Source organism: Lelliottia sp. RWM.1 (assembly GCF_016859735.1).
Classification (GTDB): Bacteria; Pseudomonadota; Gammaproteobacteria; order Enterobacterales; family Enterobacteriaceae; genus Enterobacter.
In genome coordinates, this window is sequence record NZ_WLVC01000005.1 from 131,332 (window position 1) to 152,264 (window position 20,933).

Sequence of the window (20,933 nt, forward strand, 5' to 3'; positions counted from 1 at the left end):
CACTCATTTGGACATCCATACTGCTAAACCGCTATATGCGTAACGGATAACGAATAAGAATGATTGTACTCAGGAATATTTCGAAGATTTTTGACAACGGAAAAGTGGCACTGACTGCCGTTGATAACGTCAATTTGACGGTAGAGCAGGGACAAATTTACGGCATTATTGGCTACAGTGGCGCGGGTAAAAGCACCCTGATCCGCCTGCTTAACGGCCTGGAAAAGCCCAGCGCCGGAAGTGTCACCATTAATGGGCAGGATATCTCCGCCGCAAAAGGGGAAGCACTGCGTCAGGCACGGCTGAAAATCAGCATGGTGTTCCAGCACTTTAACCTGCTGTGGTCAAGGACGGTAAACGAGAATATCGCCTTCTCTATGCAGATTGCTGGTGTACCAAAAGCCAAAATTAATGCCCGCGTGGCAGAACTTGTCGACCTGGTTGGGCTGAAAGGCCGCGAAAATGCGTATCCGTCACAGCTCAGTGGCGGGCAAAAACAGCGTGTGGGGATTGCGCGCGCACTGGCCAATAACCCGGATGTGCTGTTGTGCGACGAGGCCACCTCAGCGCTCGACCCGCAAACCACCGATCAGATCCTCGATCTGCTGCTCGATATTAACCGTCGTTTCAAACTGACCATCGTGTTGATCACCCATGAGATGCACGTAGTGCGTAAAATCTGCGACCGGGTTGCGGTGATGGAAAACGGCAAAGTAGTGGAAGAAGGTGACGTGTTGAGCGTATTTACCCATCCCCAGCAGCCAATCACACAACAATTTGTGCGTCAGGTGAGCCAGTATGCCGAAGATGAGACCTTCAATTCGGAACTGGCGAGCGAGCTGGAAGGCTCGGTTATCAAACTGACCTTCACCGGACACAGTACACATAAGCCGGTCGTCGGGGAGCTGACGCTCCGCTACGGCCTGCCGTTTAACATCCTGCACGGGAAAATGACACAAACTGCCCATGGTGTTTTTGGACAATTATGGGTGCACGTTGTGGCATCCGAAGAACAACTGAACAATATCCTCGCCGATTTGCAGCACAGCGATATTGACGGCGAGGTGATTAAACATGGCTGAGAATCTCTTTCCACACCTGAAGTGGGATCAACTCTGGGCGGCAACGCAGGAGACGCTGTACATGACCGCGCTCTCCGGTGTGGCGACGTTTGTCCTCGGTATCGTGCTTGGTCTGGCGCTGTTCTTAACCGCACGCGGCGGGTTGTTCCACAACCGCACGGTGTACAGCGTGATTTCGATTGTGGTGAACGTGTTCCGATCCATCCCGTTCATTATTTTGATTGTGTTGTTGATCCCCTTCACCAAAACCATCGTCGGCACGATCCTGGGCGCAAACGCGGCCCTGCCGGCTCTGATTGTGGGAGCCGCGCCATTCTACGCACGTCTGGTTGAGATTGCCCTGCGCGAAGTGGACAAAGGGGTGATTGAAGCAACACGCTCTATGGGCGCTCGACTGAGTACCTTAGTTTTTCGGGTTTTACTGCCTGAATCATCACCTGCTCTGGTCTCAGGCATCACGGTGACGCTGATTGCACTGGTGAGCTACAGCGCAATGGCGGGGGTGATTGGGGCGGGCGGTTTGGGAAATCTGGCTTATCTGGAAGGATTCCAGCGCAACCATGGTGACGTCACGCTGGTGGCAACGGTGACTATTCTAATCATCGTTTTCATTATCCAGTTCTGCGGCGACATCATTACTTCACTGTTAGACAAAAGATAATCTCTAATAACACACAGGAACCATCATCATGAAAAAGACACTGACACTGATCGCCGCAGCAACCCTGAGTGCCCTGAGCTTTGCCGCCTGGGCGGATACCCTGACGGTGGGCGCATCCAACACGCCGCACGCTGAAATTCTGGAGCAGGCGAAACCGATTCTGGCTAAGCAGGGTATCGATCTGGAGATTAAACCCTTCCAGGACTACATTCTGCCAAACACTGCGCTGGCGGGCCGTGACATCGATGCCAACTATTTCCAGCACATTCCGTATCTGAACAGCGTTCTGAAAGACCATGCTGGCGATAAAGATTACGATTTTGTCAGTGCCGGTGCGATTCACATTGAGCCAATTGGTATTTATTCCAAAAAATACAAATCGCTGAAAGATCTGCCGGAAGGCGGCAAAATCATCATGCGTGATGCCGTGTCTGAAGAGGGCCGCATTCTCTCTATCTTCGAAAAAGAGGGCGTGATCAAGCTGAAGCCGGGCATTGATAAAGTGACCGCGCGTATCAGCGATATCGTTGAGAACCCGAAAAAACTGCAGTTCACGCCAAATGTTGAAGCGTCTCTGTTGCCACAGATGTACAACAACGACGAAGGTGCAGCGGTGGTGATCAACGCCAACTACGCAATTGATGCGGGTCTGGATCCGGTTCATGATCCGATTGCCGTTGAAAGCGGTGAAAATAACCCGTATGCCAACATCATTACCGTACACCGTGGCGACGAGAAGAAAAAAGACATCGTTGCGCTGGTGAGTGTGCTGCACTCGAAAGAAATTCAGGACTGGATCCGCACTAAATACAAAGGTGCTGTTATCCCTGTAAACAACTAATCATTTGATTTTATGAATGAAGCCCGGTGAGTCTCTCACCGGGCTTCTTTTTTGTATCCAGCCGATGAATCATTTAAGCTGAGTTTTTAGAGCAATGGAGTGATGGCAATGGGCAATGTGACCAAAGACGAAGCGCTGTACCAGGAAATGTGTCGGGTGGTCGGGAAGGTCGTTCTCGAAATGCGTGATTTAGGGCAGGAGCCGAAGCATATTGTGATTGCCGGAGTCTTGCGTACTGCGCTGGCGAACCAGCGCGTCAAACGTAGCGAACTGACAACAGAAGCCATGGAAACGGTGGTTAAAGCGCTGGCCGGTTAAGCCGCCAGCGTTTTGCGAACTGCTCCAGGGAACAGCAGAGCAGGTAGTAGACGACACCCGTAAAGATAAAAATAGCCGCCGGGTAGATTTGTACCCGGTTGTTCACCTGACCTGCCACAGTTGTTAGCTCGGGAACGTTCACGATAAATGCCAGGGACGTGTCTTTCAGCAGGCTGATAAAAATCCCCACCAGAGATGGCGATATATTGCGTAATACCTGCGGGAGCAAAATTCGCCACAGCGTTTGTTGCGTACTGAATCCCTGCGTCAGCGCGGCTTCGTATTGCCCGGTCGGTAATGCGCTCAGCCCGGCTAAAACGGAATGCATCACCGTTGCGGTCGTAAACCAGGCGAGGGCCATCGTCACAGTTAGCGCACCAGGCAGATCGCCCCCGGTGATAAGGGGTAGCAGATACCACATCCAGAAAATCACGAAGATAAGCGGGATGCCGCGAATCAGTTCCGCCCACGCAAAGAGTGCTTTGCGAACGATGCCCGGAAAACGCCAGGCAAGTGATGCCAGCCCGATACCTCCTGGAAGGGCTATCGCTGCCGCACCGAGCGCCATCAGCAGCGTCAGTAATACTCCTCCCGGCTCGCCGGTAGCCATTCGTCCCCATAACAAATAATCCAGGTTATCGGTAATGATGCTGAGTCCCGTCATCATGTGTTTTCACTCCCTGTGATGACCGCCGCATGAGGATGGCGACCGGTTCCTTTTTTGGGCGAAGGGCCAAGACGAACCAGCACTAACCCCATGGCGACGCCGGTCAACAGGTAAAGTACGGTCCCGACAGTGAAGGCCTCCAGTGCATGAGCGTTATAGCTTTCGATTTGCCGGACCTGGTAGGTGAGTTCAGCGAAACCAATACCGCTGGCGAGCGAGGAGAGCTTCATCAGATTGAGATATTGCCCGACAACAGGCTGCCAGGCATTTGCAAGCCCTTGCGGCAGAAGGATGTAACGAAAAAGTCGCCAGGGTGAGAACCCTTGCGCCAGTGCCGCTTCGCGTTGCCCCGACGGTACAGCACGCAGACCTGACGCCACTTCCTCGATTAAAAAGGCTGAAGTAAAAACACCCAGTCCCCAGGCTGAGCATAAAAACTCTGGCGTAAACCACCAGACGTCACCCGGCAGGATTGACCAGTTGTGATCGGCATTAACCACGTCACGAAACGTCATCGGTAGCCAGTTCCATGCGGCGAAATACCAGAACAGCAGTTGCACCAGTAACGGCGTATTGCGAAAGAGGGATACCCAGCTACTGACCGCCAGGTGGCCGAGGCGTCCACCAGAGAGACGCAGGAGCATAAGAAGTACGGCCAGCGTACTGGCCAGAACCATGCCCGCCAGCGTGACCCACAACGTGGTCAAAAAACCGGAAAAAATCCACTGCAGAGGTTGTCCGGTTAGCACCCCTTGCCAGTCGAGCGCGGGCATTACAGATGCTCCTGATGAAGGGGATTAAGCACTTTTTGCAGGAAGCGTTGCGCACGGGGATGGGACGGTTGCACGAAGAACTGTTCCGGCGGGGCGGTTTCCAGGATCTGTCCGCCATCGATGAAAACTATCCTGTCGGCAATTTCACGGGCGAACTGCATTTCGTGGGTTACCACTATCATGGTGATCCCGCTGTGGGCGAGGGCTTTCATGACGAATAACACCTCGCCAATCATTTCGGGGTCGAGTGCTGAGGTGGGTTCATCAAACAAAATGATCTGCGGTGACGATGCCAGGGCTCGTGCAATCGCCACGCGTTGTTGCTGTCCACCGGAAAGCTCCGCCGGAAAATGGTGTGCTTTTTCCAGCATGCCCACTTTTTCCAGCAGCGTCAGGGCCTGCGCCTGTGCGGGCTCTGACGTCCAGCCATGCACATGTTCCAGCGCCAGAGTGATGTTTTGGCTGGCGGTCAGGTGAGCGTAAAGATTAAATTGCTGGAAGACGAACCCCACGCGGCTGCGAAGCTGGCGCAGGGCTGCACCAGAGAGCTGCGAGGTGGGTTTGTTGTCGACCAGAATCTCTCCGCCGTTAAGGGTTTCAAGCTGGTTGATAAGACGGATTAGCATGGATTTACCGGAGCCCGACGGGCCCAGTATGGCGACAACTTCGCCGGGGCTAATGGTGAGGTTAATACCGTTTAACACGTGGTGAGCGCCGTAACTTTTGACGACATGTTGAAACTCAACGCTGGCGTGTTCCAGATGTGAAAAATCCGCGGCACGGGCCGCGGAGCGTGAAAATAAACCTGAGAGCATATTACTGGGCTTCTATTTTAAAGGCGCGTGGCTGTGGGGATTGTGTTTGTGGACCAAACCAGACGTCGTAGATTTTGGCGGCCTGGCCATTCTTCTCCAGATTAACCAGCTCATCATTGACGGCTTTCAGCAGCGCGGTTTCTCCTTTTTTTACCCCAACGCCGATCTCTTCTTTGCTGAGCAGATCAGGCAGAATTTTAAAGTTGGCTTTATCCGGAGCCTGAGCCAGCAGGCCTGCCAGGATCGTGCTGTCCTGAGTGATCGCCTGCACATTGCCGTTACGCAGTGCCGTCAGTGCCAATGGAATATCATCATAAGAGAGGACGCGAGACTGCGGGAAACGCTGGTGCAGAGCCTGTTCGCCTGTTGTCCCTTTTACTGCACCAATACGTGATTTACTGTAAGCATCAAGCGTATCCGCCGATTTTGCCGGAACCAGGAACTGCTGGCCGGTGACAAAATAAGGGGTGGAGAAATCAATAACCTGTGCGCGCTCTGGCGTGATGGTGATATCTGCCACAATCAGGTCCGCTTTTCCTGACTGCAGCAAAGGAATGCGGTTAGCCGGGTTGGTCGCAACCAGTTCCAGCTTCACGCCAAGTGTTTTTGCCAGCGCTTTGGCGAAATCGACGTCGTAACCAACGATGTCGTGGGTTTTGGTATCGATGGAACCAAAGGGTGGGTTAGCGTCAAATGTAGCGACTTTTACCACGCCTGCCGCCTTGATATCCGCCAGCTGGTCGGCCTGAACCTGCGTTGAAAGAATGCCACCTGTCGCCAGTAAACCCAGAGCCAGTACCAGTTGCTGATAAGATTTTTTGTATGCTGCCATAGTATTACGTCTTCCCGTCGTTTTTGTTTTGTCCTGATACGCTCCCATAAGCGATACCTATCGCCAAATAAGAAATCGTTCTTTGCTATAAGCAAAAAAGCATTAGTGAACAGAGTGTTATCGATGAGTAAATGAAAGGCGGGCTATTTGCAAATCCTGCACATACACAGTTGATATTCGTATTTCCCTGGCAATGAATTTGGGTGTTTAACTGAGTGCAGGTTGAACAACGAAGGTAAAGGCGATGAAAAAGTGGATAAGCACGTTACGGCGGTTTTTTGTAACCCGATCAGCAAATGCGGAGAACAGTGCGCAACGTGTTCTTGAGTCGATATTACCTGTTGCCAGCCTGTACGGCGTGGATATCGCGAATATTGATCCGGAGTGGTTCCATGACAAAACGTCACGCTGAACTTCGCCAGACGCGCGAAATGTACTGGAATGAGGTGTGCTGAGGTCATGCCTCTGTTTCGCCAGGCAAGCGCTGTTTGTTAACGCGGTTGTTCTTTGAGAACGTCTATCAATGCACGTGTGTTGGCGGTGCTATTTTCTTTTCTCCAGATAAGTTCAGTCGTTATTTGACTGAATGCTGTTTCAAAAGGATGAATATCTACACAGCCTGATATGTGAAATGTATCGAAAAGTGATTCAGGAATAACGCCAATTCCCATACCCCCACTGACCCCTCCAAGAATGGCATGGTAAGACGACATGACGGCTATCCGATGAGGATTTACCTGATGATGCCTGAACCATGATGTTAAGCGATCGCGATAGGAGCAGCCGTCCTGAAAGACCAGCAACGTCTCCTCAATGAGGTCCAGCGGGGAGGCAATTGAGTGGTAACCAGACGCTGTAACGATCACCAACTTTTCGTCGAAAGCCGGAAATCGCTCCAGTCTCTCATCATGCGGGGCATCAGCGATGAATGCGGCATCCAGTTCATAATCCAGGATCGAACGGTACAGAGTGCTACTGATACCCGTTACGAGTTCAATAGCAATCTCCCGATGCCGTTTGTAGAGGAGAGTCAACGGCGTGGGTAACCGCGTTGCCGCCATACTGTCTAACGCACCTAATCTGAGTGTTCCACCTGGCAAAGCGTGGGTGGCTTGTTGTTCTGCGGAGGACACCAGCCTGACAATCTGCAGTGCGTTTTCATAAAGGACTTTGCACGTACTGGTAGGAATGAAACGCCTATTTTCTTTTATAAATAATGTGTTACCCAGTTCGCTCTCGATATTTTGTAACCGGGTGGTAATGGCCGATGGGACTCGCCCAAGAGACTGTGCAGCTTCACTGATACTCCCTTTTTCCACAAGGGCGATAATTGTACGAAAGTCAGATATGTCCACATTTTTCTCCATAATTGAATTGTAGACGCAATATTATTCAATTGAATTGAAAATTCATATTCTTTATCGTCAAAGGAAAGGTCATTCTCGTCCTGATGATGGCGAGGAAAGATGATGAACACTGAATCCAAAAAGGCAGCAAACTCTATGTCGATACTTCCCAGGGTTTTCATTATTCAGACAGGCACACCCCCGGAGCCCATCCGGGAGCAACATGGCGATTTGCCCCATTGGTTTTGCAACGCGTTGGACATCGAGCCAGACAGGATCGAGGTGGTGAAGGTTTTTGAAGGCGCAGAGTTACCGAAGCCCGATGCCGGTAGTGTGGCAGTGATTACCGGCTCATGGGACATGGTGACGGACAAACTCCCCTGGAGTGAACTTACAGCGGAGTGGATACGGCACGCAATAAGTGCTGGCATGGGGCTGTTTGGTGTCTGCTACGGGCATCAGCTCATTGCGTATGCGTTGGGCGGTATCGTGGATTACCACCCGGATGGACGGGAAGTCGGATGCCATGACATCTCGTTGAATCAGGCGGGAAGGGATGATCCCCTGGTTGGGCAATTTCCCCAACGTTTTAAAGCACATTTGACCCACATGCAGACTGTCATTTCATTACCTCCGGGCGCACAGGTGCTGGCGTCCTCTGCGCATGACCCGCATCAGATCGTTCGCTACGGACCTAAGGTTCTCTCAACCCAATTTCATCCTGAATTTACCCGGGACGTTGCAGATTCACTCATTGATATTCGTACGGATGTCTTGCGTCAGGAGGGCCGAGATCCTGCAGCGATCCGCCGTTCGCTTTCGGATACCGTCGAGGCCAGGGAGCTACTGCCGTTGTTTATCAACATGTGTGTGCAGAAATAATCAGGATGTAACATGAAAAAGTTGGGACTGATTGGCGGTACAGGGCCAGAATCGACACTTCTGTATTATCGAAAGTTTGTGTATGAGGCCAATAAACGTGTGGGAGATACCTACTTTCCCCCTCTGACGATCGAAAGCATTAACGTTTACAACGTGCTGGATATGTGTGCCCGTCAGGAGTACGTCGGCTTGATCGATTATCTTTTACAGGCAATACATAATTTGATCGCGGCAGGTGCAGAGGTGATTGCCTTAACAGGCAATACACCACACATCGTCTTTGATGAACTGAGGGTTCGTTCCCCTGTGCCATTAGTGAGTATTATTGAATCAACTTGCGAAGTGGCTATTGCGCAGCAACGGAAAAAAATCGGATTGCTGGGGACTCGTTTCACAATGGAGGCGGATTTCTTTAAGAAACCGTTTCTGGATAACGGGATTGAGGTGGTTATCCCTTCGGCCACCGAGCGAGACTTCATTGCTGGCAGTATTCATCACGAACTCGAAAGAGGGATCGTGACCGTAGCAACCCGCGAGACGTTTATTGCCGTGGTCGAAAGGATGTACAACGATGAGAATATCGATGCAGTCGTTTTGGGTTGTACCGAACTGCCGTTATTATTCGCTGACGTCAGGCTACCCGTTGCGGCACTGGACACCGTCGATATTCATCTTGACGCCCTGTTTAAGGCGCTGGTTTAAGTGACGCACAAGGGCCCTTAATCGGGCCGCCAGATGGGCGGTGAACCGATAAATTCACGCAGTGCATCAAGAAAAACGGTGACGCGCGCCGGAGGATGCCGCAGTGCGCGCAGGGCGTAGATCCCGGTCGACGCCTGAGGCTGCGCCGACCACTCAGGAAAGAGTTGACGCAATACCCCTTGCTTAATGTCGTGACCCACAACCCAGTCTGGCAGGTAAGCGATCCCCATACCCTCGACGGCGGCCTGGCGCATCGCTTCAAAATCATCGCAGCCAAACATCGGCATTGCCACCTGTCCTCTGGCCGGATGACCAATGATGTTTCCCCAACCCAGCAGGTCTGCACCGTGAAGTTTATCAATGAGACGGTGAGAGGCAATGTCGGCACGTGTTTCCGGCATGCCAGCCTGTGCGAGGTACGTGGGGCTTGCGCACAAGACGCGTGTTTGCAGGGCGATCCGACTACTAATAAGCGTACTGTCCGCCATTTCACCGATACGAATAACCACATCCAGCCGTTCCGCTACCGGATCTGCCAGCCGCTCCGTGAGATCCAGGTCGAGACTCAGTTCCGGATACTGACGGGCGAGCACTCCCATAACAGGCAACACGTAGCGCTTCCCGAAGGTGGGATAACAGGCAACCCGCAATACGCCGGTGACATCCCCTTTCAACGAGGCCAGCTCCTGCTGAACATCAACCAGTGAATCCAGAATTTGTCGTGCCCGGATGAGCAGCGTTTCGCCTGCATCGGTCAGGGTTAAATGGCGCGTTGAACGCAGAAACAAAGGCGTGTCGAGGTACGCCTCCAGGGCGTCAATCTGTCGTCCTATTGACGACGGGGTGCGTCCACGGCGACGTCCTGCACCGGAAAAGCTGTTCTCACGGGCGACATCGACAAACACGCCCAGGAATTCTGCAAATTTCTCTGATTGCATCTGTGCATTTCTTGCATAGCTGTTGTGGGGAGATGCCATCTTATCAGTGAATGGTCCAGACCTTAATATTCAGCTCACCGAATGCTCATAGTTAACCTGGTCTATCAGAGGATAAGCATCATGCAGAATGACAATTACGACTCACTTTATCTGTTCATCAATGGCAACTGGCTGGCAGCGGAGCATCGCGATACGGTCGCCGTCGTCAACCCGGCGACGCAAGAGACAATTGGCCGCTTGCCTCTGGCGACTGCAGCAGATCTGGATTTGGCACTGACGGTTGCCAGTGCCAGCTTTAAAACCTGGCGTCGCACCGTGCCAGCAGAACGTGCCCGCATCCTGAAAAATGCAGCAGGTTTAATGCGTGAGCGTATCGAACATATTTCGATGTTAATGACGCTGGAAGAGGGCAAACCGCTTGCGGAAAGTCAGGATGAGGTTCTGCGAGCCGCTGAGTATTTCGAATGGTTCGCTGAAGAGGCGCGCCGTATTGATGGACGTGTGGTTCCTGCAAACCGGCCAGGGGTGTTGCAACTGGTCAAAAGAGAAGCAATTGGGCCGGTGGCTGCATTTACCCCGTGGAATTTCCCGGCAATTACCCCGGCACGCAAACTCTCCGCCGCACTGGCCGCAGGGTGCAGCGTTATTCTGAAACCTGGCGAAGAAAGCCCGGCGACGGCGTTGGCACTGGCGCGTTGTCTGGATGATGCCGGTCTTCCTAAAGGCGTGCTGCAAATTGTCTTTGGCGTGCCGGACCAGGTTTCTGCCACGCTGATCGCCTCCCCGATTATTCGTAAGGTGGCCTTTACCGGGTCCGTCCCTGTCGGGCGTTTGCTTGCGGAGCGCGCTGCGGCAGGCGTTAAACCCATCACGCTGGAGTTGGGTGGTCACGGGCCGGTTCTGGTCTTTGCCGATGCAGACATTGATGCTGCTGCATTCGGTGGGGCGGCTAACCGCTTCCGTGGAACCGGACAGATCTGCATATCGTCAACGCGCTTCCTGATTCAGCGTGATGTATATGACCGCTTTGTCGAGCGATTTGTGTCTGCCACTCAGGCACTGATTATTGGTGATGGACGACAGGAAACCACTCAGGTGGGGCCGTTAGCCAATCAACGGCAACTGGAAAAAATGGAAGCGCTGGTGGCTGATGCCGTTGCCCAGGGCGCAACTGTGCTCACAGGCGGAAAGCGTATCGATCGCCCCGGCTATTTCTTTGAACCAACGGTGCTCGCCGATGTGCCTATGACTGCACGGATTATGCATGAAGAGCCGTTTGGACCCATTGCCGTGATACGTCCTTTCGACACGCTGACAGATGGCCTTGAGGAGGCTAATCGCCTGCCTTATGCCTTGTCTGCATATGCCTTTACCCGTGATGTCCGTACGGCGATGGATGTCGGTGATGGCCTTGAAGCTGGCATGATCGGCATTAATCAATACCGCATTGTTGCCACTGAACTGCCGTTTGGCGGTATGAAAGAGAGCGGTATTGGCTCAGAAGGCGGGCGCGAAGGGATTGGCCATTACCTGACCAACAAATTTATCAGCCAGATCTAACCCCTCTAATTTTTCTGTATACAGAAAGGATAACACCATGAAACCTATCGATTTTACACGCCCGCGTGCGGCGGCTCGTCCCTTCACGCCCAAACTGTCTGACTTTGTTGAACAACCGCTCTATTCAGACGTATGGACCGACGCTGATCTTGCGCCGCGTGACCGCAGCCTGATCACCATCGCCTGCCTGATTGCGCTTAACCACTCAAATGAGTTGCCGGCGCATTTACGCCGCGGTGTAGAAAACGGCCTGACAAAAACGGAACTCTCTGCGCTGATCACCCATATGGCTTTTTACGCCGGTTTTCCGGCTGCCATTACGGCATCAGCCTATGCAAACGCCACTTTTGCTGAAACCGAAAACGAATAAGTCTGAGGAATAAATGATGAAAGCAATAACCTTTGACCAGTTTGGTCCCGCCGATGTTTTAAAAATCAGTGATGTGGCAGAGCCGCAGTGTCGGCCTGATGATTTAGTGGTTCGTGTCCGTGCAGCAGGTGTTAACCGGGCCGACCTGACCCAGCGCAGGGGAGGCTATGGCCGGCCTGATTTCGGTGACTCCACGCTGATGGGGCTTGAAATTGCCGGAGATGTTATCGCTGTTGGCGAAAAGGCGAAGGGTTACCGTGTTGGTGATCGGGTGATGGGGATTGTTGGCGGAGGGGCCTATGCGGAAATCGCCCGCATTGATTATCGCATGGCGATGCCCATCCCTGAAAACATGGATTACATCCACGCCGCGGCCATTACAGAAGTGTTTGTCACTGCGCACGAGGCCCTGATTCATTTAGGTAAATTGAAACCGGGCGAAACGGTACTGATCCACGCCGGTGCTGGCGGAGTGGGCGGGGCCGCAGTACAACTGGCCCACGCAACCGGTGCGACAGTGATTACGACGGCGAAGCGTGAGGCACATGAACAGGTTCATCGCCTGGGAGCGGATCATGCGATTGACTATGTTAATGAGGACTTTTCGGATGTTGTCGCCCGTTTGACCGAAGGACGCGGAGTGGATGTTATTCTGGACTTTATTGGCGCGCCCTATTTTGAACGCAATGTGAATGCGCTGAACTTTGGTGGAAGGCTGGTGCAGATTGGCATTATGGGGGGCGTGGAAAATGCCCGCATCCCGCTGGAGAGAGTGTTGTATCGCCACCTGCAGATCATGGGAACGGTGATGAAATCCCGGTCGCAGGAGGTTAAGCATGAGATGTCACGCCGTTTCAAAGCGCGCTGGTTATCTCACTTTGGTGAAGCGGGGCTTAATCCTGTTATTGACAGCGTATTTCCACTGGCTGAGGCAGGAAAGGCGCACCAGAGAATGGAAGACGGACTGAATGTCGGCAAGATTGTTTTGACGATGACAGAGTGAGTTTCCGCTAACAATAGCCGCCTTCATCAGAAGGCGGATAAAAAAACACCGGCACAATGTCCGGTGTTGAGTGATTCAGAGATCAGATCTTACAGGCATCGCCACAATCATCATCTGCCACAATGGCCTGCGCTTTCTTGTCGGCATCATCCAGACGTTCTGCATTGCGTTCTTCTGCTTCATCCAGTCCGTTAAACACCAGATTGTCGAGATCAATTTCCATCATTTACCTGCTTTTTCGGTTTTTGCTGTCGACACAGTATAGGGTAAAAAACGGGGCAATGTACCCACCAGAATGCGGAACAGCCAGAAGTGCAAAGTCAGTGAAGAGATTGTCAGGTGGTCGGGTTAGCAATAAAAGTCTTGTATGATGTTAAGCGGGATAGGTAAACTTTAACAACGTGATCACAGTCACGCCTAAACTAAAACAGATCAAAGAGACATTACTATGCAACATATCATTGAAGGTTTTCTCAGCTTTCAAAAAGAAGTTTTCCCGCAACGTAAAGAGCTCTTTCGCAGTTTAGCGTCCAGCCAGAATCCCAAAGCGTTGTTTATATCTTGCTCTGACAGTCGTCTGGTTCCAGAGCTGGTCACTCAGCAAGAACCGGGACAGCTCTTTGTCATTCGTAACGCTGGTAATATTGTGCCACCTTTTGGTCCAGAACCGGGCGGTGTATCAGCGACGATCGAATATGCCGTTGTCGCGTTGGGTGTTACCGATATTGTGATTTGCGGACACTCTAACTGTGGGGCAATGAAGGCGATTGCCGATAATGCGAACCTGGATCCGATGCCTGCAGTTTCTCATTGGTTGCGTTATTCCGATGCGGCGAAAGCGGTGGTCGAAAACAAAACCTGGGGTAACGAGACCGACAAAGTGAACGCGATGGTTCAGGAGAACGTGTTTGCACAGCTGAGCAATATCAAAACCCATCCATCAGTTGCTGTGGGTCTGCGTAATAACTCCATTCGCCTGCATGGCTGGGTTTACGATATTGAGAGCGGTGACATTCGTGCTCTGGATAAAGACACAAAAACATTTGTGTCGCTGTCTGATAACCCGGACGTTTACTTCGAGTAAACCCCGCATTTCTGGGGCAAGGATGCCCTGTCAATCATCGCCATAAAGCCATTTTCTGCGTAATCTGGATGCGGGTTTTTCTGCCGCTTTTGCCATCGCTTCGCCCGTGCTGGCACACTCCTCCAGCCCCTGAATAAAGGGACGATCGTGCATCAGCCACGGGATCGCTCCAAAGGTAATCCTGCCACGAAGCAGGGCCGGTTCTCTGAAGGTATAATCTTCGCCTATCTCTGGGATCTCTTCTCCCACGGACTGAAGGTGTTTACGCAATGAAGGGAAGGGCAGATCTTTCGTTTTCAGCGGTTTTTGTCCACGGGCATCAATAAACACGTCGAATTCCCAGGTGTTATCGCGGGTCGTAATGACGGTACTGTCGTCCTTGATATCCAGTTCATAATCATCTCCCAGGGCCAGAACGCTGATGATTCCTGCTTCCCGAAGTGCCAGAAGCCTGCGAATAGACTGCGACGGAATGGCGGCATAATTATCGATAAAGACGCGCGCGAGCCCGTTCCTGAAGCGTTCTTTGTCCCGTTCATTGAGGTAAGGAACACTATCCTGCACAACCTCATGCAGCCGAAGTACGGCGTAACGCCAGGCAACCGTTCGTCTGCTCCGTTTGTTTTGCTCAACTTCGTGCAGGTTCTCTTCTGCCCACAAAAACGGATCGTGCTTTTTACGCTCTGCGAACCAGGCTTCACGGACAGTGTCTGCATCCAGTGTATGAAGAGAGATGGCTTCGCTCCACACGGGGTCGGCGAGGGCGATCTCTTCCACCATCAGCGCAAATATTCTGTCGAGTAGCCCTTCACTGCCCCTGGCTATTTCCGTTTCGATGACCTCTAGAGTCAGTACTGAAAGGGGATCATAAGGGATAGGACAATAAAAATCGGCTTCGGGCAGGATCCCGGTTCGGGACATCAGCACGATTTTTAACGGCTGGCTTGCGTCATCCAACCTGAATGCATTTTCAACAAATTCGCCATGCTGAATAGCCACCGCCATCGCCGCATCCAGTCCGCTCAGGGACGCTCCCATAATGCCCACATGACAGGCACAGATTTTGGCATCCATTAGCCCGGACCAGGGGCTGGGGAAGAACGTCGGGCTTGCATCATCATCCGACCAGACGTGCCCGGTGGCGATAACGGCAAGGTCATACGTGTCAGGAAAAAGTGTGTCGTTTACCGAGAGCGTTACCCCGTCAGAGGTGACGTCAAGATCGGTGACTAACGATGATTCGTGTATTTGTACCTGAAACCCGATTTTTTTAGCCTCTGCCACTACCGCCAGAAAACGATCACGGAAGTATTCCCCCAACAGAATTCGGGGCAAGAATTGTCGGTCGTGGAGAGTGGATTTCCTGATGTCAAAACGGGTCAGATGCGCTTCTGGCTGATTTTTTAGCCAGTCGAGATAGGTAATGAAAATCGGAGGAATTTCAATGCTGGCAATGTTCGCCAGCATCAGACGCGAATTGTCTTCACCGTTGTAAGGCATACCTACGCCTGCTTTATTCGTTTGTTCAAAAACAGTGACGGCAAGTGGTGATTTGCTTTTCAGCAGAGAATAGAAGGTATAAATGCCCGTAGGGCCAGCGCCAATAATCGCGATCCTGAACATCGCTATTTTTCCTGCCTGTTTTGCCATGAGAAAAGCGTAGCAGGACACGTGTCGCTAAATTCGATTATGGGGAATATTTAGGATAAATAGAGAGAATTTGCACCATTTCAGGACTGAAATGGTGCGTCCGAGTGGACTCGAACCACCGACCCCCACCATGTCAAGGTGGTGCTCTAACCAACTGAGCTACGGACGCAGAATGGTGCGTTCAATTGGACTCGAACCAACGACCCCCACCATGTCAAGGTGGTGCTCTAACCAACTGAGCTATGAACGCAACGTGTTGTCTGTGACAACGGGAACGAATATTAGCGGCACAGCCTGGCTGAGGCAAGAGGGAAAATGCAATTTTCTCTCAGATTTCACGCGATTGCTTCATTCCCGCGCAAAATGAAGAGAAAGTAGCCGCCTGAGGGCGGCTACTGTGCGCTTAACGTGCAGCGCGTTGCAAAATCACCGTCGAAGGCTGACGTTGCAGGAAGCGCATTCGCAGCATCATCAGAATGGCGGCTGATGTTAACCCAATGATAAAGCCCATCCAGAATCCGGCAGGCCCCATACGGTCAACCACCAGGTCGGTAAGTGCCAGGATGTAACCTGCAGGCAAACCCAGAACCCAATAGGCAATGAAGGTAATAAAGAAAATGGAACGTGTATCTTTATATCCGCGTAACACGCCGCTGCCGATGACCTGAATGGAGTCTGAAATCTGGTAAACCGCCGCCAGCAACATCAGGTGAGAGGCGAGCATCACGACCTCCGGGTTGTCGTTATAGAGCAATGCAATTTGCTCACGGAGTGCGATGGTAAAAAGAGCTGTACAGGCAGCCATGCACACGCCAACGCCCAGTCCTGTTCGTGCCGCAGTTTGCGCGTCGAGTGTTGAGCCTTGCCCCAGTCGGAACCCTACGCGAATTGTCACGGCTGCCGCGAGTGACATTGGCAAGACGAACATGAGAGAACTGAAGTTCAGTGCAATCTGGTGTCCGGCAACGTTCACAATGCCCAACGGGGAAACCAGCAGTGCGACCACTGCAAACAGGGTGACTTCGAAGAACAGGGCGAGCGCGATCGGCAAACCTAACTGGACGAGGCGCTTCAGAATATTCATATCGGGTTTGCTGAAGCGACTTTCATTGCGAATATCACGCATTGAGCGAGCGCGGTTGACATAGGTGATCATGCTAAAGAACATCACCCAGTACACTGCCGCCGTGGCAACGCCACAGCCAACACCACCCAGTTCAGGCATCCCGAAATGGCCGTAAATAAAGATGTAGTTCACCGGGATATTCACCAGCAGACCGATAAACCCCATGACCATGCCCGGTTTCGTTTTTGCCAGACCTTCACACTGGTTACGTGCCACCTGGAAAAAGAGGTAGCCAGGCGCACCCCAGAGCAGTGCTCGCAAATAGCCCACCGCTTTGTCGGCTAATGCCGGATCAATATTATGCATTGCACGGATGATATGGCCTGCGTTCCAGAGTACCACCATGATCAGCACAGAGACCGCACCTGCAAGCCAGAACCCCTGACGCACCTGATGCGCAATGCGTTCGCGTCGACCTGAGCCATTAAGTTGTGCGATAACCGGCGTCATCGCCAGCAACAGGCCGTGGCCGAAAAGGATCGCCGGGAGCCAGATGGATGTACCGATCGCTACTGCGGCCATATCGGTGGCGCTATAACCACCGGCCATGACGGTATCCACAAACCCCATTGCGGTTTGGGCAACTTGCGCGATGATCACTGGTATTGCCAGTGCTAATAACTGACGCGCTTCATTCATGTACTTCTGCACGTGAACACCTTTTGTATTGTTGTTATTTGAAAGACTAAAAAAGCCGCCTTAACTGGCAGCAAGAAGAAAAAATAGGGGGATGCCAGCTATTGTAGCGGGGTTTAACTAATTATCTAGTGAAAAAATCGCCAGAAAATGCGCTCTGCTGGCAACCTGTTTTTCCAACTGTTATTGTGATGGGATTAAACGGTGTCACTACCGTCCGGAAAAAACAGGAGTTGTAAGCATGTTTACTGGTATTGTGCAGGGCACAGCAAAACTGGTGTCCATTAATGAAAAACCTAACTTTCGCACCCACATTGTGGAGCTGCCGGAATATATGCTTGATGGGCTGGAAACTGGAGCATCGGTCGCGCACAACGGATGTTGTCTGACGGTAACCGAAATTAACGGCAACCATATCAGTTTTGATTTAATGAAAGAGACGCTGCGCATCACCAATCTGGGTGAGCTGGCTGTAGGTGATACCGTAAACGTCGAGCGTGCGGCGAAGTTTAGCGACGAAATTGGCGGGCATTTGATGTCGGGCCATATCATGACAACGGCAGAGGTTGCGAAAATCCTGACCTCTGAAAATAACCGTCAAATCTGGTTTAAAGTTCAGGATCCGTTATTAATGAAATACATCCTGTACAAAGGATTTATTGGTATTGATGGTATTAGTCTGACCGTGGGGGAAGTTACACCTACGCGTTTCTGTGTACATTTAATACCAGAGACATTGCAACGCACCACATTGGGCGCGAAAAAACTGGGGCATCGTGTCAATATCGAAATAGATCCCCAGACGCAAGCCGTAGTGGATACCGTTGAACGCGTGCTTGCCGCAAAAGAAGCTGCGGTAAAAAATTCAACCGTTGATGAATAAAAATAACCCCGGATATCCGGGGTTATTTTTTAGCGGGCTACGCGTAGCCCGTGTTCTACACCGCGGCTGAATACAACCTGCCATAGCTGAATATCACGCGCCCGGAAGGCCCCTGCACAGGCGTTCAGGTAATAGCTGAACATTCGTTTGAATCGTTCCGAATAGTTGTCAGAAATCTCAGACCATGAAGCCTGAAAACGAGCATGCCACGCCATTAACGTGGTGTCGTAGTCTGCGCCAAAGTTATGCCAGTCCTCCACAATAAAATGCGGTTCACTCGCATTAGCGATCTGTCGTACAGAAGGCAGGCAGCCATTCGGGAAAATGTATTTGTTGATCCACGGGTCGACATTATGGTCGGTCACTTTCGAGCCGATAGTGTGTAGCATAAAAATACCGTCGGGTTTTAAGTTACGGTCAGCGACTGAAAAATAGGTTTTGTAATTTTTGGGCCCGACATGCTCAAACATCCCGACAGAAACAATGCGATCAAACTGGTCATTCAGCTCACGGTAATCCTGCAATAAAATCGTCACGTCAAGATCGCGACACCGTTCCTGTGCCATCTTCTGCTGTTCTGCTGAAATGGTCACACCAACGACGCTAACGCCGTAGTGTTGCGCCATATACTGTGCAAGACCGCCCCAGCCACAGCCGATATCGAGTACCCGCATGCCTGGCTGTAATTGCAGTTTTTCACAAATCAGGCGCAATTTTGCCTGTTGAGCTTCTTCCAGGGTCGTTGCGTCTTTCCAGTAACCGCATGAATATTGCATGAAGGGATCAAGCATGCGGCTAAAAAGGTCATTACCCAAATCGTAATGCTCTTTGCCGACGATCCATGCCCGTTTTTTACTTTGCAGATTGAACAGGCGGGCGGAGGCGACACGCAGTGTATCTTTCAGATGGTGGGGGAGTTGGTTCTCCAGCCCGGCACGTAAAACGCTACTAAAGAAAATATCCAGACGTTCACACTCCCACCAGCCATCCATATAGCTTTCACCGAGACCTAACGACCCCTCCTGCAATACGCGTTTAAAAAAATCGGGATGTTTTACCTGAGGGTCGGAGGCGGAAGACCCGTTAATCGTAATGCCCGCACGACCCAATAGTTCACTGACGATCCTGGACCAGTTGTCGTCCGGAATGCTGACTTCTTCTATGCACGATGAACTCATAGCTTCTCCATCACCTTGCTGTGATCAGAACCTTCAAACAGCGTAGACGCTTTTTCTGGTTTGTGAGAAATCTCACGGTATTACGCCCGCGAGGCTAGTATCCGACGTAGAACAGAGGAAGGGAGATAACCCTTGCCGAAAGGCCGTCCATGGTAAAACGGGAGCACTCCGGCTCCCGTTAACACATAATATTTATCGTATTTATATGAACCAAATTCAGTATAGGCCTCAAAAATGCGTCATTCAATAGAAAATTCTTAGCACCCTAATCACTGAAATGTAACATAATTCCTATCGCAACTATGCGTGGGAGGTCTCTGGCTGAGAATGACTATCCCGTTCATTCTGTGCAGACGACTGCATGCGGTATCCGATAGCAGCCAGAACGACTGTAACAAGCATAACGCTGGTGGTGGTCAACAGCGGCGTGGCGATCAACGCAGAAACGACAAGACTTGCCAGGAAGCACAGGCCCAGTTGCAGAGTGTTCTGTAATGCGGCAGCGCTTCCCGTCGCTTGTGGGAATGGACGCAAGGCTTGCGCCACGACGATAGGATAAATTGCGCCATTTGCGATAGCCATTACGCAGAATGGGCTCAAAATTGCCGTCAGTGAAACGCCAGGGATAAAACCTACTGCCCAGGTACTTATGACGCTGAGTGCGAAAAGAGCCAATAGCCACGGTAGCATCTGCTGTCCTTGCCATTTTTGCAGCGCGGCGCGACACCCATATCCACCGACCAGGAAGGCGATCGTTTGTGGGACATAACTCAGGCCGATAGCCGCCGGACCGTAGCCCATCTCATGCAAAATAAACGGTGAACCAGTCAGCCACGCAAAAAAACTTGCTGAACAGGCAGCGTAAATCAGGACGTTACCGCGATATGCTTTGGTACGCAGTAAAGAGATAAACGTAATCGGTTTTGCATCCGGATGTGGTTTTTCCTTAGATGCAGGTTTCAGCGTTAAGGCAGGCAGCATCAGTATCAGGGTGATTGCAAACAACGTGGCGAAGATAGCCTGCCAGTCAAAATGCGCCAGGATCCAGCTTCCCAGCAAAGGTGCGAGGGCTGGAGAAAGCCCCACCAGTGGCATAATTGTGGCAAAGATACGATTGGTGCGTGACGCCGGATAGTGATCCGTTACCAGCGCTTGCCAGGTGACTGCTGCGGCACAGACACCGACCGCCTGAACGAAACGCAATACCAGCAACCAGGTGGCGTCACGTACCCACAACATCCCCAGACAACCCAAAGCAAAAATGGCTAACCCCAGTAACAGCACCGGTTTACGACCAAATCGGTCAGAGAGTGGTCCCCAAAGCAGTTGAGCAAACGCAAAGCCTGCAAGAAATAAACTCAGGCTGGCGCTAATGGCCGCGGCAGGTGTTTGTAAATCTTCCTGCATAGCAGCGAAAGCCGGTAAATACATATCGGTGGCCAAAAAACCCAGCACGCTTAAGCCGCCGAGCCACACTAAAAATCCTTTCCTGGGGTGCATTGTTTTTTTCTCCTGAGGAGGCAGGTGTACATTGGCGCTGAGTGTAGGGAGTGCAAAGCTGCTTGTGAAACGCTAATATTTGGCGA

General features: G+C 51.7%; 23 protein-coding genes and 2 tRNA genes. 12 read left to right on the top strand and 13 right to left on the bottom strand.

What is annotated here, in order from left to right:
• Positions 1 to 59 precede the first annotated feature (59 nt).
• The 4 genes from GF617_RS06485 to fumD all read left to right on the top strand — a co-directional run bounded on the left by GF617_RS06485 (position 60) and on the right by fumD (position 2,902).
• Entirely contained in the window at positions 60 to 1,082 is a 1,023-nt protein-coding gene (locus GF617_RS06485) for a methionine ABC transporter ATP-binding protein (RefSeq protein WP_181623267.1), read from the top strand.
• A complete protein-coding gene (locus tag GF617_RS06490; RefSeq protein WP_181623268.1) occupies positions 1,075 to 1,743 on the top strand; it encodes a methionine ABC transporter permease in 669 nt (222 codons plus the stop codon). Before GF617_RS06485 ends, GF617_RS06490 begins: the two co-directional genes overlap by 8 nt.
• 28 nt (positions 1,744 to 1,771) lie before the next feature.
• Positions 1,772 to 2,584, top strand: coding sequence for a MetQ/NlpA family ABC transporter substrate-binding protein (locus GF617_RS06495; protein ID WP_181623269.1), 813 nt, complete (start codon positions 1,772 to 1,774; stop codon positions 2,582 to 2,584).
• Between the two features lie 108 nt (positions 2,585 to 2,692).
• The gene (gene fumD, locus GF617_RS06500) at positions 2,693 to 2,902 is read left to right on the top strand and encodes a fumarate hydratase FumD (protein WP_008500615.1); all 210 of its coding nucleotides are present in this window, start codon (positions 2,693 to 2,695) and stop codon (positions 2,900 to 2,902) included.
• On the opposite strand, the gene GF617_RS06505 is transcribed toward fumD, so the two are convergent.
• From GF617_RS06505 to GF617_RS06520, 4 genes are read right to left on the bottom strand one after another with little or no spacing between them, the layout of a single operon-like run.
• Entirely contained in the window at positions 2,883 to 3,569 is a 687-nt protein-coding gene (locus GF617_RS06505; RefSeq protein ID WP_203451330.1) for an amino acid ABC transporter permease, read from the bottom strand. The genes fumD and GF617_RS06505 overlap by 20 nt on opposite strands.
• Positions 3,566 to 4,342 (bottom strand): amino acid ABC transporter permease, encoded by a 777-nt coding sequence (locus GF617_RS06510; protein WP_181623271.1) that lies wholly within the window; start codon positions 4,340 to 4,342, stop codon positions 3,566 to 3,568. Before GF617_RS06510 ends, GF617_RS06505 begins: the two co-directional genes overlap by 4 nt.
• Positions 4,342 to 5,157: an amino acid ABC transporter ATP-binding protein gene (locus GF617_RS06515; protein WP_203451331.1), complete on the bottom strand. Its 816-nt coding sequence runs from the start codon at positions 5,155 to 5,157 to the stop codon at positions 4,342 to 4,344. Before GF617_RS06515 ends, GF617_RS06510 begins: the two co-directional genes overlap by 1 nt.
• Position 5,158: 1 nt before the next feature.
• Positions 5,159 to 5,989, bottom strand: coding sequence for an ABC transporter substrate-binding protein (locus GF617_RS06520; RefSeq protein ID WP_203451332.1), 831 nt, complete (start codon positions 5,987 to 5,989; stop codon positions 5,159 to 5,161).
• Positions 5,990 to 6,233: 244 nt separating this feature from the next.
• Here GF617_RS06520 and GF617_RS06525 point away from each other — a divergent pair, with 244 nt between their 5' ends.
• The gene (locus GF617_RS06525) at positions 6,234 to 6,401 is read left to right on the top strand and encodes a hypothetical protein (RefSeq protein WP_181623274.1); all 168 of its coding nucleotides are present in this window, start codon (positions 6,234 to 6,236) and stop codon (positions 6,399 to 6,401) included.
• Between the two features lie 79 nt (positions 6,402 to 6,480).
• On the opposite strand, the gene GF617_RS06530 is transcribed toward GF617_RS06525, so the two are convergent.
• A complete protein-coding gene (locus GF617_RS06530) occupies positions 6,481 to 7,344 on the bottom strand; it encodes a LysR family transcriptional regulator (protein WP_203451333.1) in 864 nt (287 codons plus the stop codon).
• Between the two features lie 147 nt (positions 7,345 to 7,491).
• Between GF617_RS06530 and GF617_RS06535 the strand changes: the two genes are divergently transcribed.
• Positions 7,492 to 8,217, top strand: coding sequence for a glutamine amidotransferase (locus GF617_RS06535; protein ID WP_181623276.1), 726 nt, complete (start codon positions 7,492 to 7,494; stop codon positions 8,215 to 8,217).
• A 12-nt stretch (positions 8,218 to 8,229) separates the two neighbouring features.
• Entirely contained in the window at positions 8,230 to 8,919 is a 690-nt protein-coding gene (locus GF617_RS06540) for an aspartate/glutamate racemase family protein (protein ID WP_181623277.1), read from the top strand.
• Positions 8,920 to 8,936: 17 nt separating this feature from the next.
• Here the strand turns inward: GF617_RS06540 and GF617_RS06545 are convergent, their stop codons facing one another.
• Positions 8,937 to 9,857, bottom strand: coding sequence for a LysR family transcriptional regulator (locus GF617_RS06545; RefSeq protein WP_203451334.1), 921 nt, complete (start codon positions 9,855 to 9,857; stop codon positions 8,937 to 8,939).
• 120 nt (positions 9,858 to 9,977) lie between these two features.
• Between GF617_RS06545 and GF617_RS06550 the strand changes: the two genes are divergently transcribed.
• Genes GF617_RS06550 through GF617_RS06560 form a run of 3 tightly spaced genes read left to right on the top strand, consistent with a single transcriptional unit; the run spans position 9,978 to position 12,790 of the window.
• Positions 9,978 to 11,417: an NAD-dependent succinate-semialdehyde dehydrogenase gene (locus tag GF617_RS06550; RefSeq protein ID WP_203451335.1), complete on the top strand. Its 1,440-nt coding sequence runs from the start codon at positions 9,978 to 9,980 to the stop codon at positions 11,415 to 11,417.
• A gap of 37 nt (positions 11,418 to 11,454) precedes the next feature.
• The gene (locus tag GF617_RS06555) at positions 11,455 to 11,787 is read left to right on the top strand and encodes a carboxymuconolactone decarboxylase family protein (RefSeq protein ID WP_181623280.1); all 333 of its coding nucleotides are present in this window, start codon (positions 11,455 to 11,457) and stop codon (positions 11,785 to 11,787) included.
• A 13-nt stretch (positions 11,788 to 11,800) separates the two neighbouring features.
• A complete protein-coding gene (locus GF617_RS06560; protein ID WP_239006355.1) occupies positions 11,801 to 12,790 on the top strand; it encodes an NAD(P)H-quinone oxidoreductase in 990 nt (329 codons plus the stop codon).
• A gap of 82 nt (positions 12,791 to 12,872) precedes the next feature.
• Here GF617_RS06560 and GF617_RS06565 read toward each other — a convergent pair whose 3' ends face one another.
• Positions 12,873 to 13,013, bottom strand: a complete 141-nt coding sequence (locus GF617_RS06565) for a hypothetical protein (RefSeq protein ID WP_003857665.1) — start codon at positions 13,011 to 13,013, stop codon at positions 12,873 to 12,875.
• A gap of 225 nt (positions 13,014 to 13,238) precedes the next feature.
• Here GF617_RS06565 and GF617_RS06570 point away from each other — a divergent pair, with 225 nt between their 5' ends.
• Positions 13,239 to 13,874, top strand: coding sequence for a carbonic anhydrase (locus GF617_RS06570; protein WP_181623281.1), 636 nt, complete (start codon positions 13,239 to 13,241; stop codon positions 13,872 to 13,874).
• Between the two features lie 30 nt (positions 13,875 to 13,904).
• On the opposite strand, the gene GF617_RS06575 is transcribed toward GF617_RS06570, so the two are convergent.
• The 4 genes from GF617_RS06575 to mdtK all read right to left on the bottom strand — a co-directional run bounded on the left by GF617_RS06575 (position 13,905) and on the right by mdtK (position 17,301).
• On the bottom strand, positions 13,905 to 15,497 hold the full coding sequence (locus GF617_RS06575) for an FAD-NAD(P)-binding protein (protein WP_181623282.1): 1,593 nt from the start codon (positions 15,495 to 15,497) through the stop codon (positions 13,905 to 13,907).
• 119 nt (positions 15,498 to 15,616) lie between these two features.
• Positions 15,617 to 15,693, bottom strand: a tRNA-Val gene (locus tag GF617_RS06580).
• Between the two features lie 4 nt (positions 15,694 to 15,697).
• Positions 15,698 to 15,774: transfer RNA gene (locus GF617_RS06585), tRNA-Val, on the bottom strand.
• 153 nt (positions 15,775 to 15,927) lie between these two features.
• Entirely contained in the window at positions 15,928 to 17,301 is a 1,374-nt protein-coding gene (gene mdtK / locus GF617_RS06590; protein ID WP_181623283.1) for an MdtK family multidrug efflux MATE transporter, read from the bottom strand.
• Positions 17,302 to 17,527: 226 nt separating this feature from the next.
• Between mdtK and GF617_RS06595 the strand changes: the two genes are divergently transcribed.
• Positions 17,528 to 18,169 (top strand): riboflavin synthase subunit alpha, encoded by a 642-nt coding sequence (locus tag GF617_RS06595; RefSeq protein WP_203451337.1) that lies wholly within the window; start codon positions 17,528 to 17,530, stop codon positions 18,167 to 18,169.
• A gap of 29 nt (positions 18,170 to 18,198) precedes the next feature.
• On the opposite strand, the gene cfa is transcribed toward GF617_RS06595, so the two are convergent.
• Both cfa and punC read right to left on the bottom strand, forming a co-directional pair.
• Positions 18,199 to 19,347: a cyclopropane fatty acyl phospholipid synthase gene (gene cfa, locus GF617_RS06600; RefSeq protein ID WP_203451339.1), complete on the bottom strand. Its 1,149-nt coding sequence runs from the start codon at positions 19,345 to 19,347 to the stop codon at positions 18,199 to 18,201.
• Positions 19,348 to 19,647: 300 nt separating this feature from the next.
• Positions 19,648 to 20,847 (bottom strand): purine nucleoside transporter PunC, encoded by a 1,200-nt coding sequence (gene punC, locus GF617_RS06605; RefSeq protein ID WP_181623286.1) that lies wholly within the window; start codon positions 20,845 to 20,847, stop codon positions 19,648 to 19,650.
• Positions 20,848 to 20,933: the final 86 nt, after the last annotated feature.

Bases quoted from the DNA above. Each gene is read 5' to 3' on its own strand.
- GF617_RS06485 (WP_181623267.1), top strand. From the start codon at position 60: ATGATTGTACTCAGGAATATTTCGAAGATTTTTGACAACGGAAAAGTG.
- GF617_RS06490 (WP_181623268.1), top strand. From the start codon at position 1,075: ATGGCTGAGAATCTCTTTCCACACCTGAAGTGGGATCAACTCTGGGCG.
- GF617_RS06495 (WP_181623269.1), top strand. From the start codon at position 1,772: ATGAAAAAGACACTGACACTGATCGCCGCAGCAACCCTGAGTGCCCTG.
- fumD (WP_008500615.1), top strand. From the start codon at position 2,693: ATGGGCAATGTGACCAAAGACGAAGCGCTGTACCAGGAAATGTGTCGG.
- GF617_RS06505 (WP_203451330.1), bottom strand. From the start codon at position 3,569: ATGATGACGGGACTCAGCATCATTACCGATAACCTGGATTATTTGTTA.
- GF617_RS06510 (WP_181623271.1), bottom strand. From the start codon at position 4,342: ATGCCCGCGCTCGACTGGCAAGGGGTGCTAACCGGACAACCTCTGCAG.
- GF617_RS06515 (WP_203451331.1), bottom strand. From the start codon at position 5,157: ATGCTCTCAGGTTTATTTTCACGCTCCGCGGCCCGTGCCGCGGATTTT.
- GF617_RS06520 (WP_203451332.1), bottom strand. From the start codon at position 5,989: ATGGCAGCATACAAAAAATCTTATCAGCAACTGGTACTGGCTCTGGGT.
- GF617_RS06525 (WP_181623274.1), top strand. From the start codon at position 6,234: ATGAAAAAGTGGATAAGCACGTTACGGCGGTTTTTTGTAACCCGATCA.
- GF617_RS06535 (WP_181623276.1), top strand. From the start codon at position 7,492: ATGTCGATACTTCCCAGGGTTTTCATTATTCAGACAGGCACACCCCCG.
- GF617_RS06540 (WP_181623277.1), top strand. From the start codon at position 8,230: ATGAAAAAGTTGGGACTGATTGGCGGTACAGGGCCAGAATCGACACTT.
- GF617_RS06545 (WP_203451334.1), bottom strand. From the start codon at position 9,857: ATGCAATCAGAGAAATTTGCAGAATTCCTGGGCGTGTTTGTCGATGTC.
- GF617_RS06550 (WP_203451335.1), top strand. From the start codon at position 9,978: ATGCAGAATGACAATTACGACTCACTTTATCTGTTCATCAATGGCAAC.
- GF617_RS06555 (WP_181623280.1), top strand. From the start codon at position 11,455: ATGAAACCTATCGATTTTACACGCCCGCGTGCGGCGGCTCGTCCCTTC.
- GF617_RS06560 (WP_239006355.1), top strand. From the start codon at position 11,801: ATGATGAAAGCAATAACCTTTGACCAGTTTGGTCCCGCCGATGTTTTA.
- GF617_RS06565 (WP_003857665.1), bottom strand. From the start codon at position 13,013: ATGGAAATTGATCTCGACAATCTGGTGTTTAACGGACTGGATGAAGCA.
- GF617_RS06570 (WP_181623281.1), top strand. From the start codon at position 13,239: ATGCAACATATCATTGAAGGTTTTCTCAGCTTTCAAAAAGAAGTTTTC.
- GF617_RS06575 (WP_181623282.1), bottom strand. From the start codon at position 15,497: ATGTTCAGGATCGCGATTATTGGCGCTGGCCCTACGGGCATTTATACC.
- GF617_RS06595 (WP_203451337.1), top strand. From the start codon at position 17,528: ATGTTTACTGGTATTGTGCAGGGCACAGCAAAACTGGTGTCCATTAAT.
- cfa (WP_203451339.1), bottom strand. From the start codon at position 19,347: ATGAGTTCATCGTGCATAGAAGAAGTCAGCATTCCGGACGACAACTGG.
- punC (WP_181623286.1), bottom strand. From the start codon at position 20,847: ATGCACCCCAGGAAAGGATTTTTAGTGTGGCTCGGCGGCTTAAGCGTG.